The following is a 16,895-nucleotide window of genomic DNA, read 5'->3' as shown; positions in this document are numbered from 1 at the left end:
AATTACTTTTTTATACCAAGTATTTCTCTTGCTTCATCTGATGTTGCAGGCTCTTTTCCAAATTCTCTAACAACTCTTACTGCTCTTTCTACCAACATCACATTTGTAGCAAGCTTTCCTTTGCTATAATAAACATTATCCTCAAGTCCTACCCTTATATGTCCACCTAAAGATAGAGCTGCATACATAATAGGTAGGTGTTGTTTACCTACTCCAAAGGCAGACCAAGTTGAACCTTCAGGCAGCATATCATGTAGGTATACAAGATTTTTTACTGTAGCTTCCATTCCACCAAGTACACCAAGTACAAACTGATAGTGACAAGGCGTTTCAAGAACTCCTTTTTTTACATAGTAATTTACAATATTCATAAAACCAGAGTCGAATATTTCAAGTTCAGGTTTTATTTTTAATTCTTTCATTTTCAAACCTAGTTGTTCCAAGAATTGTGGTGAATTATCAAAAACACCAAAAGGCATCCAGTTAAATGATCCTGCATCAAAAGATGCCATTTCAGGCTTTACATAAGATAAATGTGCCATTCTCTCTTCATAGCTGGCTCTGCTATCTCCTGATGTTGTACAATTAATTACTACATTACAATCTGTTCTTTCTTTAATTAAATCGATTGTTTTCTTAAATTTTTCCTTATCCATTGTCCCAATTCCATTATCATCTCTCATGTGCAAATGAACAACTGCTGCACCTGCTTTCCAGCAATTGTATGCATCTTCTGCAATTTCTTCTGGTGTCAGCGGAATTGATGGATTCAATTCTTTTGGTGTCATAGCGCCTGTTAAGGCTGCAGTTATAATTACTTTATTATCTAATGCCATTTTTATCTCCCCTATACTTTTTCATATTAATATATGCAAATTAAGCAAGACAATTTGGATTATTTATAATCTCCTCTATTGACTTATAACCTTTTGGAAATACATTATAAGAGTGAACTTCTTCTTCTTTATTCAACACACGAAGAGCACCCCATGCTAAAGCTTCCATTTCTTTCTCACCAGGAATAATAGTAACAGGTGCAATGAAAGATACCTTTTCCTTTATCCAGTTTGTAATTCTTTCACTATATGCAATACCTCCTGTTATTATTATCTGGTCAACCTTACCATTCCTTATAACAGCAAGTTGTCCAATGCTTTTAGCAACACCATAAGCCATTGCCTTTAAAATCAACTCAGCTTTCTTGTCGCCTTCATCAATCATCTTTTCAACTTCTCTAACATCCTGTGTTCCCAAATATGCAACCATACCTGATTGTCCACAAAGATACATCCTTAATTCTTTCAATGTCTTTCCATTTTTAAACCAATCATAGCAGAAATTAGCCATATATCTTGTAGGAATTGCTCCTGCTCTTTGAGGTGACATAGGCCCTTCATCATCATATACCCAATCAGCTACTCGTCCATGGTCATGAAAACCTAATGTAATTCCTCCTCCAAGATGAGCAATAATAAGATTCAAATCTTTATAATCCTTTCCTACAGATTTTGCATATTCAATTCCTGCAGCTTTTGTATTGAGTAAATGCACAAGTGGCATATTAGTTATTTCAGGAATTCCAGTTATTTTAGCAATTTCATCTGCAGAATCAACACATTCAGGATCATAAACAATAACAGGAATATCTAATCCTTCAACTAAACGCTTTGCAATTAGACATGATAATGTACATGCATGCTGGGCTTCTGGCGCATATATTAGAGTAGCTATCATTAATTCATTAACTTCATAAGCTCCTGCTACGGGAACATGCGGAAGGGTTCCAGCTCTTGTAACAATGATATCAAACTCTGCAGGATTTAGTTTATTCTCTTCTAAGAATTGCTTAACCTGATTTGTTCTGTATTCAAGCTGATCTAATACCTTTGGCATCTTTTTTAACTCTTCTGCAGTTATATTTAAAGATACCTTACTAACCATTTTATCATCTTCAAAATATGCTACTTTGGTAGAAGTAGAGCCACAATTTATAGCAAGAATCTTCTTCACTACCATCACCTCTTCTTGTTGAAAACGCGCAGAGATTTTAAAATCTCTGCGTGTTATATTATTATCTTATTTTTCCTTTTAATGGAGGATCTATCTTTCCTTCTAATCCTAAGTATTTAATCATTGATAATAATTCTGAATGAAGCTCATCTGAGCAGAACATTCCAAACATTTCAGTTCCAAATGCCATATCAAGATCATCTGCAATTCTCTTCTTCCAGCTTCTTCTTACTAATTGAGCTGTAAGTCTTCTTGCAACCCTATTTTGTGCCATAAGCATGTCCGCTATTTCATAAGCACGATCCATTAATCTTTCTCTTGGAACTATTTCTGAAACTAATCCTAATCTAACAAGGTCTTGGGCTGTCATCTTATCTCCAGTCATTAAATACCATGTAGCAAATCTATATGGCATAAGTTGCATGAAGCAGCTATGTATTCCATCACCGGGTACGTTGTTTGTTCCTGGTAACATGTGTGGATCAAGAACAGTAATATCATCAGCTGCAATTGCTAAGTCGCACATAAGTGCTAATTCAGTATGTCCACCTGAACCGCTTAATACACCAAGAGTTGGCACTTCAACATCTTGTATCATAGCAATTATCATTCTTCTTCCATCTACAAACATGTGATTGTATCTTGTTTCACCTGGATCATCTCCTTCTGGAGCCCAGCTTGCAGCCTCAAAGTCTGTAACCCATATATTGCCTGTACCAGTGAAGATTATCATCTCAGTATCACGGTCTGTTCCAAGCATTCTCCACATTTTACCTATTGCGTCATGAAGCTCCATTGACCAGATAAGTGGACCGCCTTTAGTATGCATACGTACAGTAACAACACCATCTTCTCTTCTGTCCATAATAAAGTGTTCTTTGAACATTTCTTTGATCTCTTCAAATGTAGGCCATTTTACATAACTTGTGTTTGTTTCTCTTTTATTTGACATATTAAACCTCCTATTAAATATTTTTTTAAATATTGTTTATATTATAAATTTTAAATTATTAATAATGAATCGTAAAATTCATAATATGCATTGAATATCAGTAAATTCTGACTTTAAATACTTGACATTGCCATTAGCATATAACAGTTTTTATAAATCTAGATTGTAGATGCAGTTGAATATGCACTGCGCATTGCTTGCTGAATTGTAGCGGCCTTCTTACAATCTCCAATCATATAAAATCTACCAGCCGAGCCGTAGAAATTAAGTGCCTCTTCTTTTTTGGATCTCATTCCGGCTGCAACAATCACACTGTCAGCTTCTATATATTTTTCATCTCCATTTTTATCTATATATCTAACTTTATTGGCTTCAATACTTGTGCAACGTGCATTTAATATATAACTGAATGTAGGTATTGATTTCCATGCTTCTTCAAACATAGAACGGTAATGAATAAGTGTTGTATCTGCAGCAAGAATGTCACGCATTTCTAATACTGTTACATTATGACCTTTTTTAGCAAGATACATTCCCGTTTCAACTCCAACTTCTCCTCCACCAATTACAACAACTTTTTTACCTAGTTTATCAGGGTTAATAAAGGCATCCGGTGCAAACACAACATTTTCATTATCAATTCCAGGAATTTTAGGTTTTATTGGTTGTGCACCTAAAGCCGTTATTACAACATCATAGCCCTTATCTTTAATCATATCTGGTATTACTTTTGTATTTAAATAAATAGTAATATTGCGTTTTTTAACCTGATCAATTAAATAATTTTTAAATCTTCTAACTGGCCACTTAAAATCTACATAATCAGAATGTTTAAGCATTCCTCCAAGAGAGTCAGTAGCCTCGTATAAGGTTACTTTATGGCCTCTATCATGTAATTCTATAGCTGCCTTCATCCCTGCAGGTCCCCCACCAATTACTGCAATATTTTTACTTTCTGTAGGCATAACAACAAGTTTATCAATTAGATGTTCTAACCCTATTATTGGATTAACAGAACAAACACTAACAAAAGGATCGTTTTTCCCTCTCCCATGGCACTTATTACACCTTATACATGGAACAACATCCTCTTTATTCCCTTCATAAGCTAGTTGTCCATAATTAGGATTACTAATCCAGCTTCTTGCCATATAAATTATATCTGCTTTTCCTGTTGCAATTACTTCTTCGCAAATATCAAAATCCTGATATCCACCTATTGTAGCTACAATTACATTTGTACCACTTTTCTTTATATATTCGGCATAATGAATAAAGGGAGTTTCTTCTAAATTAAATCCTGTTGGATGAGCCATATCAACATCTGGTGCTCTTAGCTGAACAATATCAATATATTTTTCAGCCATCTTTAAGAAAGAAGCTGTATCCTCTAAAGTATAGCCACCTTTTGGTTCTTCAGCACTCATTATTAATTCTATTATGAAATTTGATCCTACCTTCTCCCTTACACGTTCAAAAATCATAAGAGGAAAACGTGCTCTATTTTCCAAACTTCCTCCGAATTTATCATTACGATTATTCAAAAGAGGCGACAAAAATTTTGCAGGCAATTGGCCACGATATGCACAGTGAATTGACACCATATCAAATCCTAAAAACTTTAGAATACCACACTGCTCAGCATAACTATCTGCAATCAATTCCAACGTCTCTTCATCATAGTCTTCTACATTTTTGTGAGCATCAATTATCTTAATGGCATCACCATCTTTTAAAGGATATCCTGTTTGAGGACCAACAAAAAATCCCATGCATGCAATTGAATCATAATAATGAATTACATCAGCCAGCTGCATTAGATAGTTTTGGCAAGTAGGATCATATAAGTCAAAGTCAGGGAAATGAGCAATATCAAGATCCATTGGAAGTTTAGATCCTCTACTGAAATTATTTATGCCCATACATGTAACAATTGCAGCACCACTCTTGGCTTTATTTGCATAATGTGTTATTACAGGATTTGCTGGGTATGGTTCTGGACCTTGTAAAAAGTGTGGTAGCGAATTAGCAGCACCTAATCTGTTCTTTAATACATATCCTCGTATCTCTAAAGGCGACAAAAGATTTTTATATTTAATATTCATTTGCATTCCTCCTATATAAAAGTTAAATTTTATAGGTCATCACTATCTAAAAAGTACATTGCTATAACTTGCTGGCAATTTAAAATTTCTTGTTGAATAGGAAAGTTATCCTATCCAACAAGAAAGAAATTATTGATGCTTCCAGTTATATCCTGTTATCTTTGCTGCCTTTTCAAGAATTTTAATCATACCTTCCGTCTTCCCAGCTGCTTTAGCAAGTTCCATAGCTGATTCTGCTTTTGCCTCAAAGGCTGCAGCCCAAATGCGGTCCTTATCTTCTTTGCTAAATTCTATAAACTTATTACCTGTCTTTTGCTCAACCGTATCAATATCCTTTTGTATTGCTTCATCATATAAAGTAGCTGTATACTCCTGTGTATCTTTAGCTGCCTGCTCTATAACTTTTCTTTGTGCATCTGTCAAACTATTCCACCAGCTAAGATTAACTGTAAAGAAATTACCCGCTGCATAAGTACCATCTAATGCCCAATAAGGCGCAGGTTCATACCAGCTCATTGCTACCATAGGTGCTAGGGCCATTTGGGTTGAATCTATAAGTCCACGATTCAAAGCATCATATACTTCTGGTGGAGCTATTTTTGTTACCTTAAATCCCAATTTTTTAAATATAGCAGCATCCATATTTCCAAAAGCTGATGAACCTTTTACAAGAGAATTCAAATCAGTAAATTTATGTTTTGAACAAAAGGCATTAGCTCCTCCAGCAATAACATTTAGGTATTTAATACCCAATTTCTGTGCTTCACCTTGAATAAGGGCTGAAGTTTCAGGATCATCAAATACTAAAGTTTTAAAATAGTCTAAAGCTGCTTTTGATCCACCTGGTGCAAATCCTGGGAAAGATAAGTATGTAAGGGTATTTAAATGGGGCATGTGACCTAAAGCTACCATATTTACAGCTCCATCCATTACTGCATCAAGTTCGTCAGCAGAAGTAAATAAAGTACCTCCCCAACTCATATCAACTTTAATTGCGCCATTAGATAACTCAGATACCCTGTTTATAAAATGTTTCAATATTGTTCCACCAGTTTCAGTTTCTTGAAATGTAGAACTAAATTTAATGGTTAGTGGTGCAATAGTATTGTCATTTGTAGATTCTTTATTGCTTGTACTTGTTTTTTGACTACATCCACCTAAAATGGATACTGATAAAATAATAATAATTGACATGATAATTGAAATTATTTTTTTCATTTTATAAGCCCCCTTTTATTTAAATATTTAAATTTGGCAAAATAGTTAATATTATAAATTTATCAGCCTATTAAAAACCCGGAACTTTTAATAAAGCTGGTATTACAGTTACAATCTGTGGAAAAAGACCTATTAATGCGACAATACAAACCTCTGTAATAAAGTATGGCAATACACCTTTGAATACTTCTGATGGATTTACACGTAACGCATTAGCAGTAGCAAATACGTTCATGCCAACAGGCGGAGTAAGTCCTGCTATCTCTGTCATAAAGCAAAGAGCAATGATTAGCACATAGGGATTAAACCCAAGATTAACAAGTATTGGGAATACAATTGGAACAGTAATTATGATTATAGATACAATATCCATAACACATCCACACAATATATATAAAAGCATAACCAGTAAAAAAACGACATAAGGCGGTGCATTAATGTCAGCAATTGCTTGTGATAAAAAGTTAGCAAGTTTAGTATCTGAAATGAAGCGGCCAAAAATTTGACCTCCTATTATGATAGGAAAAATAGCTGCTTCCATTACAGCTGCATCCCAAATACAATAACAAATCTTTTTAAATGGTACTCGTTTAGCAAACGCATATATACATATAGCCGTTGCTCCTATGGCACCTGCAACAGTTGCTGTAAACCATCCTAAGAAGGTTCCCCCCATAATAAGACCAAAAAGGCATACTATCGGAATAAGCAATTTAAGTGATTTTATCTTTTCATTAGTGCTTACCTTGGGACCACCACCAGGTGGCAAAGCTCCCTTTTCAAATTTACCAATAAGGTATACTGTAATCCCCAGAGCAATCATAGTAAGAATACCTGGGCCAAAGCCACACATAAGTGCAGAACCTACAGAAAGATTCATATTTTCTCCTTTATAAACTAATGGTGATGGCGCAATTAAACAAAACATGATAATCCCCATTGATGGGGGTATCAGTGTTGACAAAGCACCAGAAGCAGCAATACAACCTAAAGAGTATTTTCTGCTATATCCTGCTTTTTCTAGTTCTGGTATTGCAAGTTTTCCAAATACAATGTTCCCAGCAATTGATGAACCTGAACATGCTCCAAATACAGCATTAGCTCCAATGACTGTATATAAAAGTCCACCTTTAATTCGGCCAAGGAATGCTTTCATAGAAGAAAAAGCACCTTCTCCAATACCAGTCTCACCAGCCAAAGCTCCAAGTAACATAAACATTGGAAGTACCGCATAATTATAGTTGGCTCCCAGATTAAACGGGGCATTTGTAAATTGCGTTAAAACCATGGTCATATCTCCATGATACAGTGCAACAAATCCTCCAAAAGCAGCAACAAGCATTGATATAAAAACTGGAATCCCTCCAAAGACCATAAACATCATAACAAGAAAGCTAATTATACCAATTAACCATGGTTCCATTATCTGTCCCCTCCCTCATTAAATCCTTTTATACCATATTGTCGAATTATACACCAAAGAAAAGAAAATGAAAGCAATGCAAAACCTACAGCTAGTATTAATGCAAAAGGCCACAGCGGAAATCCTATACCTGAAACAGAACTCATCTGCTTACGTTTTATGTATTTTGACATCTGCAGAAATCCACGTTGGCTTATAAAGGCACATATAAGTATTCCACAAATATTACCAAAAGTATTAAATATTTTCTGCAAAATAGTCGGAAATTTACTGGAAATCATATCAATTCTGGTATGACCGCGTTCAAGAGTAACATAAGCTGCAGCAAGAAAAACAACCGGGATATGTAGATATTGAATAATCTCTGTAGAAGCTGGAATTCCGCTGACTGGTATCCCTAAAACTTTCAATTTTTCACCTAATACATTAAAAAAAGCTGTAAGCATAATACCTACAAGGCATACTCCTGAAATATATGAAATACTTTTAATAATTTTTACTATAACCCTATCTACTTTTTCTAATGTGGTATTTGAAAAGTTCAACCCTTATCATCTCCCTTTATAAAATGCCCCTTGCCTTACAACAAGATATAATTTAAATTCAAGTTTTAAAGAAGTAATTCTTATTTTTGTTAATTTTTTCACATTTCAGGCAAAAAAATTTTATAATTTCTCACAATTCATTTTTAAGCTATTTTCTAAAATCTGTCATAAAAATACAAATGGTGTATTATGTATTATGCATTTTCTCCCCTCCTTATATTTTCATAAAATTATGAATAGTTTATTTAAAATTATAAAAAATAATTTTTGAATCGTAAAATTCATAATATGCATAGAAAATTTTGATTTTTTTGTACTTTTTCAATAACACCTATGATATAATATAAATCCGTAGACAACTATAATGGAGGAAGTGATATTGATTATGGTTAAAGCAGCAGCTAGTAATTCAATAACTAATCAAAATGGTTTTTTATCAATTGAAAGTAAAAATATATTTACAATATTAAAGCAGTGGTTATACACAGAACAGGACATTGTTTTTAGAGAGCTTATTTCAAATGCTTTAGATGCCATTGAAAAGCTTTCCCAGCTAAGAAAAAATGATATAAGTATTCCTCAAATAGATGGCAAAATTGTTGTTAGACTTGATACTGAGTCAAAATGCCTTGTTATAAGTGATAATGGTATTGGTATGAGCAGCGAAGAAGTGGACAAATATATAAACCAAATTGCTTTTTCTGGTGCAACTGATTTCATAAACAAGCACAATCAAGCAGGTAAGGATACAATCATCGGACATTTTGGAGTTGGTTTTTATTCAGCTTTTATGATATCTGATCATGTAGCCATTGATACTAAGTCCTATAAAAAAGATACACCAGCTGTACGATGGGACTGTATGTCAGATATGTCTTATAATATGTGCGAGAGTAACAAGTCCGAAACAGGTACTGATGTTATTCTCTATTTGGATGAAAAAAGTCCCTATTTAGAAAAACCAGATATAATATACCAATGCATAAAAAAATATTTTATCTTTTCTAAAACTGCTATATATTTTGAAGCACCTGGATTTGATCATGTCTTAGTAAACAATCCTTCTCCAATATGGAGACAACCTAAGGATTCTATTAACTCTGATGATATGAATACATTTTATAAAGAGTTTTTCAATGATACCTGTGATCCTCTTTATTGGATTCAATTTGAAAGCATTGATATAGGTTTAAGAGGTATTCTGTTTTTTAGAAATACAAAAAATGGAACAGACGAAATTGATGGAAAAATAAAGGTTTATAATAGAGGTGTTTATGTTGGCGATAACATTCGTGAGCTAATACCTAAATTTGTAAACCTTCAGAACGGTATCATTGAATGCGACTATTTACCTCTTGTAGTCTCACGTTCAACAATAAGAGAAGATAAACAGTATGATAATATGATATCATTAATATATGAAAGCCTATCTCAAGAGGTAACAATTGCTCTAAATGACATGTTTCAAAATAAGCGAGAAGTTTATGAAGAATACTGGCCTCATTTAAATGCATTTGTAAAATATGCAGTATTGCAGGATAAAATTTTTGCTTCTGTTATGACACGTAAAGTTATTTTTAAAGATATATATGGTAAATATTATACTATTCAAGAGTATTTAGAAAATGAAAGCAATTCTCATCCTGATACTATATACTATGCCTCTGATGAAATAGAACAAGCTCATTATATTGAGATATTCAAAAAGTGTGGTTTAAATGCATTATTATTTGATCACGTAATTGATCAGCCTTTCATGCGTAAATACGAAGTTATACATCCAAAACTAAAATTTATAAGAATTGATTCTAATATTGAATCACTCTTTGATGGGCACTTAGATGAAGATGATAACCAAAAAGTTGAGATATTAACCCAAAAGATTACAAAAGCATTAGGAAATAGATTAAGTTCAATAAACCTTAAGATTACAAAACTTGAATACAATAATATTTCTACCCTTATAATAAATGATGAAATGTCAAGAAGAATGGTAGACATGTTAGAAATATATGGATATATAAATCCAACTGATTTTTATGCTAAAGGAAAAAAAGCACAAAGCACCTTATTGGTTAATATAAATAACGAAATAGTAAAGTTTATATTAAAAAACTCTGATGAAGATACAATTAACATCGTAATTAATCAGTTGTTCGACCTTTCTCTTATGAGCCAACAATCTCTTAGGCCTGAAGATGTAGAGCAATTTATAAATAGAAGTGAGGCCATACTTGCTAGCTTAATAAAAAAAATGTGATTAGATATAATACTAAAGCTCCTGTTTATTTGTTAAATGTTCAGGAGCTTTGCTTTTATATTTTTTATAAATATTTATTAATTTAAAGAATTTTTTGACTAATAGGCATTTATATAATAAATAAATCATCCGATTCTTTATATATAACTACAACTTAAAATTAAGGAGGCATATTCAATGTTTGAAAAAAAATACTTAAATTCATTAAAAGAGGTTGCACCATTTCTTGGAGATTTAATAAACGAAGATATTAATATAGGTATTATGGATTCTGAAAAATTTTTGTATATACTTCAGGGAAAAAGATTAAAAAGCAAAAATGTAGAAGGCGATCCTAATAAGTATGGCGAATTTGAAAATAACATAATTAAAAATAAAAAGTCTGTTACCTTAGTTAATCCATCTAATCATTTTGAAGTTCCTGTTGAAGTAACGTTTACGCCTGTCATTGACGAAAATGGAGAATCGACAGATATTTTAATAGCAGTTGTCAAAGATATTGAAGAGAAAATGAAGCTTAATATAGCATCAAAATCTATTTCTGATTCATTCCAAAATGCAAACAAAGCTGTTGAAGAGATAGCTGAAGAATCACAAAAACTATTAATCGATATTAAATCTATAGTTAATTTTACCAATGAAACTAGAGATAAAATTACCGAGATAGATACTATTATACAGACTATAAAAAATATTGCATCTCAATCAAAACTTTTAGCCCTTAATGCTACTATTGAAGCTGCAAGAGCAGGAGAGATAGGAAGAGGGTTTAGTGTTGTGGCTGGTGAGATGGGTAAAATGGCAAAACTATCCCAAGAGTCCGCTGATAATGTTAATAAGTTTCTTTCTGAAATTAAGGAATCTATTGATATTATAATAAAAAGAATAAATGAATTTAGTCAATATTCTGAAACACAGGCTGCTTCATCGGAGGAGATTTCAGCAACTATAAATGAAATATATGATGTATTTAGAAGCATTATAGAGAAGGAATAACAATTTTTATACTATGCAATTTTAGCATTATACAATCCAATGTATTATTATTATAATTTTATGAGAAGTGTAAATTTTTTTAATAGTAAATGTTTGAGTTTTTTAGTTTATAATTAAACAAAATCGTTAAGGAAAGGTGGTGAATAACTGGTTTCTAATAAAGTTTTATGAACACGCTATTATTTTAGAAACCAGAAAATATTTATGGGAAGGCTTGAGGGAAAAATTGCTATTATTACAGGAGGAAATTCAGGTATTGGCCGTGCAACTGCAAAACTCTTCTGCAGAGAAGGAGCAAGTGTTGTTATTGTATCAAGACGTGCAGAAAAAAATCAAGAAACAGTTGATGAAATCACAGCTGAAGGTGGTAATATTATAGCTATACAAGCAGATGTTTCGAAAATGGAAGATTGTAGAAGAGTTGTTGATGAGACAATTAAGAAATTTGGGCGTATTGATATATTGGTCAATAATGCTGGCATTGCTGATAGACATATACCTATCAACTTATGTACAGAAGAATGGTATGAAAAAGTTTGCAAGATTGATCAATTTTCTGTTTTTTATATGACTAAATATACATTAGAATATATGGAGAAATGCGGAAAAGGATCTATTGTTAATGTTTCTTCAATAGGTAGCCAAGGCATTGCAGGTATTGCATACAGTGCTGCAAAAGCAGCTGTTAATAGTATGACTAAAAATATAGCTCTACAATATTCACATACAGATATCCGCTGCAATGCTGTTGCACCTGGTCCAACACCAACAGAACTAAATTCACCAGAACAATTTAAACTGTTTAATCATGAATTTGCGGAAGCCTGTGCAAGACATATAGATTTAACAGTCCCAGAAGCTCAAGCTGAAGATCAAGCTGAAGCTATACTGTTCTTTGCAAGTGATGCATCTAAAGCAATTACCGGTCAGATTTTGTATGTTGACCATGGCACATCCTTATACTAAAGTTTAAAATAAATGTTTTTTGTAAACCTAATTATTTAAAATCGCCTTTGATGTATAAAAATTTTCTAAATCCTTAAAAAAATGGATAATCATATACTATAAAAAATCTTTATTATAAGCATAAAGTGCTGATGAAATTCATCAGCACTTTATTTTTGATTCATCCATTCATAAATACCTGATAGATCTATTGTATTCTCAATTCTATCAACCATTTTTAAAAAATCATCAATGTAAACCAAATATTGTTTATTATTATCCAAAGTATAAACATTTATAAGGAAATTAATTATTTCTATTAATTCATTTGCAAGCAAATCATTTCCTGATAAAGAGATCTTTTTAATAATTATTTTTAGTGTTCCTGTTACAAGTTGAAATAGTATATTTTCAAACTCTTGAGAACTACATAAGTCTTTTATTCCCAAATATGTTCTTAGTAAATCAGTAGTCATATCTCTTGACCATGGATTTTTTTCCTCACCATAATATGTAGATAATAGCTTTGAAAGAAAAATCCATTCCTTAGCAGTAATCTCTTTATATTTTGTATTAATATAGTGATCAATCTCGACAATATAATGATAAATACTACCTTGTCTAACAGCAATTTTAAATTCATTTTCAAGTATTTTTTCATCCAATTTTTTAAAGGAATTAAAATATGAATTTGTAGATCTATTATAATATTCCTCAAAGGTCATTTCATGAAACCCAATAGGTAAATATTTTTTACATTCATTAAGTAATATTTTAGGTATATAAATATCTTTTTCAAACTTACAATCAAAATAATAATCTGATTTCATTTCGTTTAATAAATCTAAAATCTCATCTCTGTCATAATAGGTATAACGATGATTCCCATTTAATTTAACAATGATAGTTTTTAAAGCCAATAGATATGAGTAATAATCTCCCTTTTGTAGGTCCTTATAAGCCATTTTAAGGGCTTGACTATAGGATAAGTATGTAACATCCATTCTAAATATAAAGTCATCTGCAGATTTATAAAAATTATCATTGAATACTTTTTTTATAAAGTATTCACTATCAATATAAGAATATAAGTTACTGAATTCTCTATAAAAAGCATATTCAGCAATTCTATGTAACTTTTTTAAATGACAATATTTTTCCTCTTCGTCTTTTATTCCATCATTACCTTCACGCATTTTTTTATTATTAACACTGATATTATCCATTTAATTCCTCCTTATAGATATGAGATTATCATTATAGAATTCATGAACATATATTTATTTTTATCTAATCTTAACATTATTTGAACAATTATGTCAATTATACATCATAATAGATTTATTTGGATTATATAAAAGCACCAGATTGTTAACAATCTGGTGCTTTTATATATTTAATAAGCCAAATTTATATCTAAACAAAACTCTAACAAATGATAAAATTATCTCTTTGAGAACTGTGGTGCTCTTCTTGCTTTCTTTAAGCCATACTTCTTTCTTTCTACCATTCTTGGATCTCTTGTTAAGAAGCCATTCTTCTTTAATATTGGCTTTAAATCTGGATCTGCCTGAACAAGTGCTCTTGCAATACCATGTCTTATAGCACCTGCCTGACCAGTAAAACCACCACCATGAACATCTGCTATTACATCATATTTATTTAATAATCCTGTAACTGTTAAAGGCTGTTTTAATATAACCTTTAAAGTTTCAAGTCCAAAATAGTTGTCTATATCTCTCTTATTTATTGTAATCTTTCCTTCGCCAGGTACAAGTCTAACTCTTGCTATAGAAGTCTTTCTTCTACCTGTTCCATAGTATTGAACTCTTTCCATCACCATATCCTCCCTTCAGGCCAAATTAATACTTAAGCTCGAGAACTTCTGGCTTCTGGGCTTCATGATTGTGCACAGGTCCTCTGTAAACTTTAAGTTTTTTAAACATCTTTCTTCCGAGTGGTCCCTTTGGAAGCATTCTTCTAACTGCTTCTTCAATTGCAAGTTCTGGTTTAGTCTGTAATAGCTTTTTGTATGGAGTTTCCTTTAATCCACCTGGATAAAGTGAGTGATGTCTGTATAATTTATCCTCAAGCTTATTTCCAGTTAAAACAACCTTTTCCGCATTAATAACTATAACAAAATCTCCTGTATCAACGTTTGGTGTATATGTTGGCTTATGCTTTCCTCTAAGTATTGCTGCTATCTGGCTTGCCATTCTACCGAGCGTCTTACCTTCAGCGTCAACAACATACCATTTTCTTTTAACATCTTCGGCCTTAGCCATGTATGTTTTCATCCTTTTCCCTCCCTGATTGTACTTGAACTGTTAGTGTAAAACTATATCTATATGATCCGGGGCTAGTGGATCACAATATGCATTTTAACACAATCTATATTGTAATACATACTGCCTGGCGTGTCAAGCTTTATCATCGTTTTTATAATAAACTTTTTCAAGGCAAAGCCCTGATGCGGGTGCTGTTCTTCCTGCTCTTTTTCTATTCGGGTCTTTGACAGTTGCAAGACAAAAAAAGTGCCTTAAAGCCTTGATATAGGCTTATTTTTTTGTCAAATTTTAAATTTTTATAGTGCACAATGTGTAACAATGTGTTATAATATAGATATAAATATATGAAGAGATGTGAAAAAATGAGATTACAAATTGTTAAATCAAAAAATGCAGCATCCTTATACGTAGTTAAATCTGTTTATGAAAAAGGCAATCGTACTTCAAAAGTAGTTGAGAAGCTTGGCACTTATGATGAACTTTTAAAAAAACTAAACGGACAAGACCCTATAGAATGGGGGAAGAGGTACGTTGAAGAGTTAAATAGAAAAGAAAAAGAAGAGAAAAGAGAAATATTAGTAAAATACTCGCCTGTTAAACAAATTAACAAAGACGAACAGCATACTTTTAATGGTAGTTACTTGTTTTTACAAAAAATATATAACGAGCTTGGGCTGCAAAATATCTGTAAAAATATTTCGGATAAACATAAATTTAATTTTAATCTAAATTCAATACTATCAAGATTAATTTATGCAAGAATTATTTATCCATCATCTAAGCTTGCTACATACGAACTATCAAAAAAATTTATTGAGCAGCCTGATTTTGAGCTTCAGCATATTTATAGAGCTTTAGAAGTAATTTCAGAAGAAACAGATTTTATTCAGTCAGAATTATATAAGAACAGTCTTAAAGTTTGCAATCGTAATAAAGGAGTTCTCTATTATGACTGCACCAACTATTTCTTTGAAATTGAACAGGAAGAAGGATTAAAACAGTATGGAGTATCGAAGGAACATAGACCCAATCCAATTGTTCAAATGGGACTTTTCATGGATGGAGACGGCATCCCCCTTGCATTTTGTATAAACAAAGGTAATACTAATGAACAAGTAACTTTAAAACCTTTAGAGCAAAAAATTATATCCGAATTTGGGCTTTCAAAATTTATCATTTGTACAGATGCAGGGCTTGCATCTACAGCTAATAGAAAATTTAATAATATACAAAATCGAGCTTTTATTACTACACAATCTATTAAAAAATTAAAATCACATTTAAAAGAATGGGCGTTAGACCCCAAAGGATGGCATCTTAGCGATTCAGACAAAGTATATAATTTAAACGAAATTAACGAAGAAGCAGATATTAATAAAATTTTTTATAAGGAACGCTGGATAAAAGAAGACGGGCTTGAACAAAAACTTATTGTAACATTTTCCTTGAAATATAGAAACTATCAAAGAACTATAAGAGGTAACCAAATAGAGAGAGCTCAAGAGGTTATTGATACCAATCCTACAAAATTGAAGAAATGTAATGCTAATGATTACAAACGCTTTATTTCAAAGACTCACTACACACCTGACGGTGAAGTAGCTGAAAAAGAATTATACAGCATTAATGCTGATTTAATAGCACAAGAGGCAATGTATGATGGTTTTTACGCAGTATGTACAAATATAAGTGATGATGCTGCCGCAATTATAAAAATTAATAGAAGGCGTTGGGAAATAGAAGAGTCCTTCCGTATTATGAAATCAGAGTTTAAGGCAAGACCAGTATATTTAAGAAGAGATGATAGAATAAAAGCGCATTTTACAACTTGTTTCATTTCCCTGATGATATATAGGCTATTAGAAAAAAAGCTTTCAGAAAAATATACGTGTAGCGATATTATATCAGGACTTAGAGAAATGAATTTTTATGAGATTAAGAATGAGGGCTATATTCCAATATATACAAGGACTGATTTTACAGATGATTTACATGACAAATTTGGCTTTAGAACGGATTATCAAATAATTAATATGAAACAAATGAAGAAAATTTTTAAAGACACGAAAAAATAAAAAACATTGTTCACTTTTTTGAAAAGTATAAAAGCCTGAGAGCCCTTGATATTCAATGGTTCTACAGGCTTTTTGCTT

General features: G+C 32.0%; 14 protein-coding genes. 4 read left to right on the top strand and 10 right to left on the bottom strand.

Annotated elements, in window-relative coordinates; translation table 11 throughout:
- Positions 1-2: 2 nt before the first annotated feature.
- The 7 genes from FDN13_RS09320 to FDN13_RS09290 all read right to left on the bottom strand — a co-directional run bounded on the left by FDN13_RS09320 (position 3) and on the right by FDN13_RS09290 (position 8,253).
- Complete coding sequence (locus FDN13_RS09320) at positions 3-836, bottom strand: 3-keto-5-aminohexanoate cleavage protein (protein WP_138979943.1); 834 nt, start codon at positions 834-836, stop codon at positions 3-5.
- Positions 837-876: 40 nt separating this feature from the next.
- Positions 877-2,010: a butyrate kinase gene (gene buk / locus FDN13_RS09315; RefSeq protein ID WP_168190126.1), complete on the bottom strand. Its 1,134-nt coding sequence runs from the start codon at positions 2,008-2,010 to the stop codon at positions 877-879.
- A 61-nt stretch (positions 2,011-2,071) separates the two neighbouring features.
- Complete coding sequence (locus FDN13_RS09310) at positions 2,072-2,962, bottom strand: enoyl-CoA hydratase/isomerase family protein (protein WP_138979941.1); 891 nt, start codon at positions 2,960-2,962, stop codon at positions 2,072-2,074.
- 158 nt (positions 2,963-3,120) lie between these two features.
- Positions 3,121-5,067 carry an FAD-dependent oxidoreductase gene (locus tag FDN13_RS09305; RefSeq protein ID WP_168190125.1) on the bottom strand — a complete coding sequence of 649 codons (1,947 nt, stop codon included), beginning with the start codon at positions 5,065-5,067 and terminating at the stop codon, positions 3,121-3,123.
- A gap of 129 nt (positions 5,068-5,196) precedes the next feature.
- On the bottom strand, positions 5,197-6,285 hold the full coding sequence (locus tag FDN13_RS09300; protein ID WP_138979939.1) for a TRAP transporter substrate-binding protein: 1,089 nt from the start codon (positions 6,283-6,285) through the stop codon (positions 5,197-5,199).
- Positions 6,286-6,355: 70 nt separating this feature from the next.
- Positions 6,356-7,708 carry a TRAP transporter large permease gene (locus FDN13_RS09295; protein WP_138979938.1) on the bottom strand — a complete coding sequence of 451 codons (1,353 nt, stop codon included), beginning with the start codon at positions 7,706-7,708 and terminating at the stop codon, positions 6,356-6,358.
- Complete coding sequence (locus tag FDN13_RS09290; RefSeq protein ID WP_138979937.1) at positions 7,708-8,253, bottom strand: TRAP transporter small permease; 546 nt, start codon at positions 8,251-8,253, stop codon at positions 7,708-7,710. Before FDN13_RS09290 ends, FDN13_RS09295 begins: the two co-directional genes overlap by 1 nt.
- A 385-nt stretch (positions 8,254-8,638) precedes the next feature.
- Between FDN13_RS09290 and htpG the strand changes: the two genes are divergently transcribed.
- From htpG to FDN13_RS09275, 3 genes are all read left to right on the top strand, one after another.
- A complete protein-coding gene (htpG, locus tag FDN13_RS09285; protein ID WP_243120298.1) occupies positions 8,639-10,513 on the top strand; it encodes a molecular chaperone HtpG in 1,875 nt (624 codons plus the stop codon).
- Positions 10,514-10,690: 177 nt separating this feature from the next.
- Entirely contained in the window at positions 10,691-11,509 is an 819-nt protein-coding gene (locus FDN13_RS09280) for a methyl-accepting chemotaxis protein (RefSeq protein WP_138979935.1), read from the top strand.
- Between the two features lie 204 nt (positions 11,510-11,713).
- Positions 11,714-12,475, top strand: a complete 762-nt coding sequence (locus FDN13_RS09275; RefSeq protein WP_138979934.1) for an SDR family NAD(P)-dependent oxidoreductase — start codon at positions 11,714-11,716, stop codon at positions 12,473-12,475.
- Between the two features lie 149 nt (positions 12,476-12,624).
- On the opposite strand, the gene FDN13_RS09270 is transcribed toward FDN13_RS09275, so the two are convergent.
- The 3 genes from FDN13_RS09270 to rplM form a co-directional block, all read right to left on the bottom strand.
- Positions 12,625-13,680 carry a hypothetical protein gene (locus FDN13_RS09270; protein WP_138979933.1) on the bottom strand — a complete coding sequence of 352 codons (1,056 nt, stop codon included), beginning with the start codon at positions 13,678-13,680 and terminating at the stop codon, positions 12,625-12,627.
- 218 nt (positions 13,681-13,898) lie between these two features.
- A complete protein-coding gene (gene rpsI, locus FDN13_RS09265; RefSeq protein WP_138979932.1) occupies positions 13,899-14,291 on the bottom strand; it encodes a 30S ribosomal protein S9 in 393 nt (130 codons plus the stop codon).
- A 25-nt stretch (positions 14,292-14,316) separates the two neighbouring features.
- Positions 14,317-14,751, bottom strand: a complete 435-nt coding sequence (rplM, locus tag FDN13_RS09260) for a 50S ribosomal protein L13 (RefSeq protein ID WP_138979931.1) — start codon at positions 14,749-14,751, stop codon at positions 14,317-14,319.
- Between the two features lie 353 nt (positions 14,752-15,104).
- On the opposite strand from rplM, the gene FDN13_RS09255 reads away from it, so the two are divergent.
- Positions 15,105-16,817: an IS1634 family transposase gene (locus tag FDN13_RS09255; protein ID WP_138978594.1), complete on the top strand. Its 1,713-nt coding sequence runs from the start codon at positions 15,105-15,107 to the stop codon at positions 16,815-16,817.
- Positions 16,818-16,895 lie beyond the last annotated feature (78 nt).

Origin of the sequence: Caloramator sp. E03 (assembly GCF_006016075.1) — a bacterium.
GTDB lineage: Bacteria > Bacillota > Clostridia > Clostridiales > Caloramatoraceae > Caloramator_B.
Note: the sequence above shows the minus strand (reverse complement) of the source record. Positions and strands in the feature narration are given on the sequence as shown.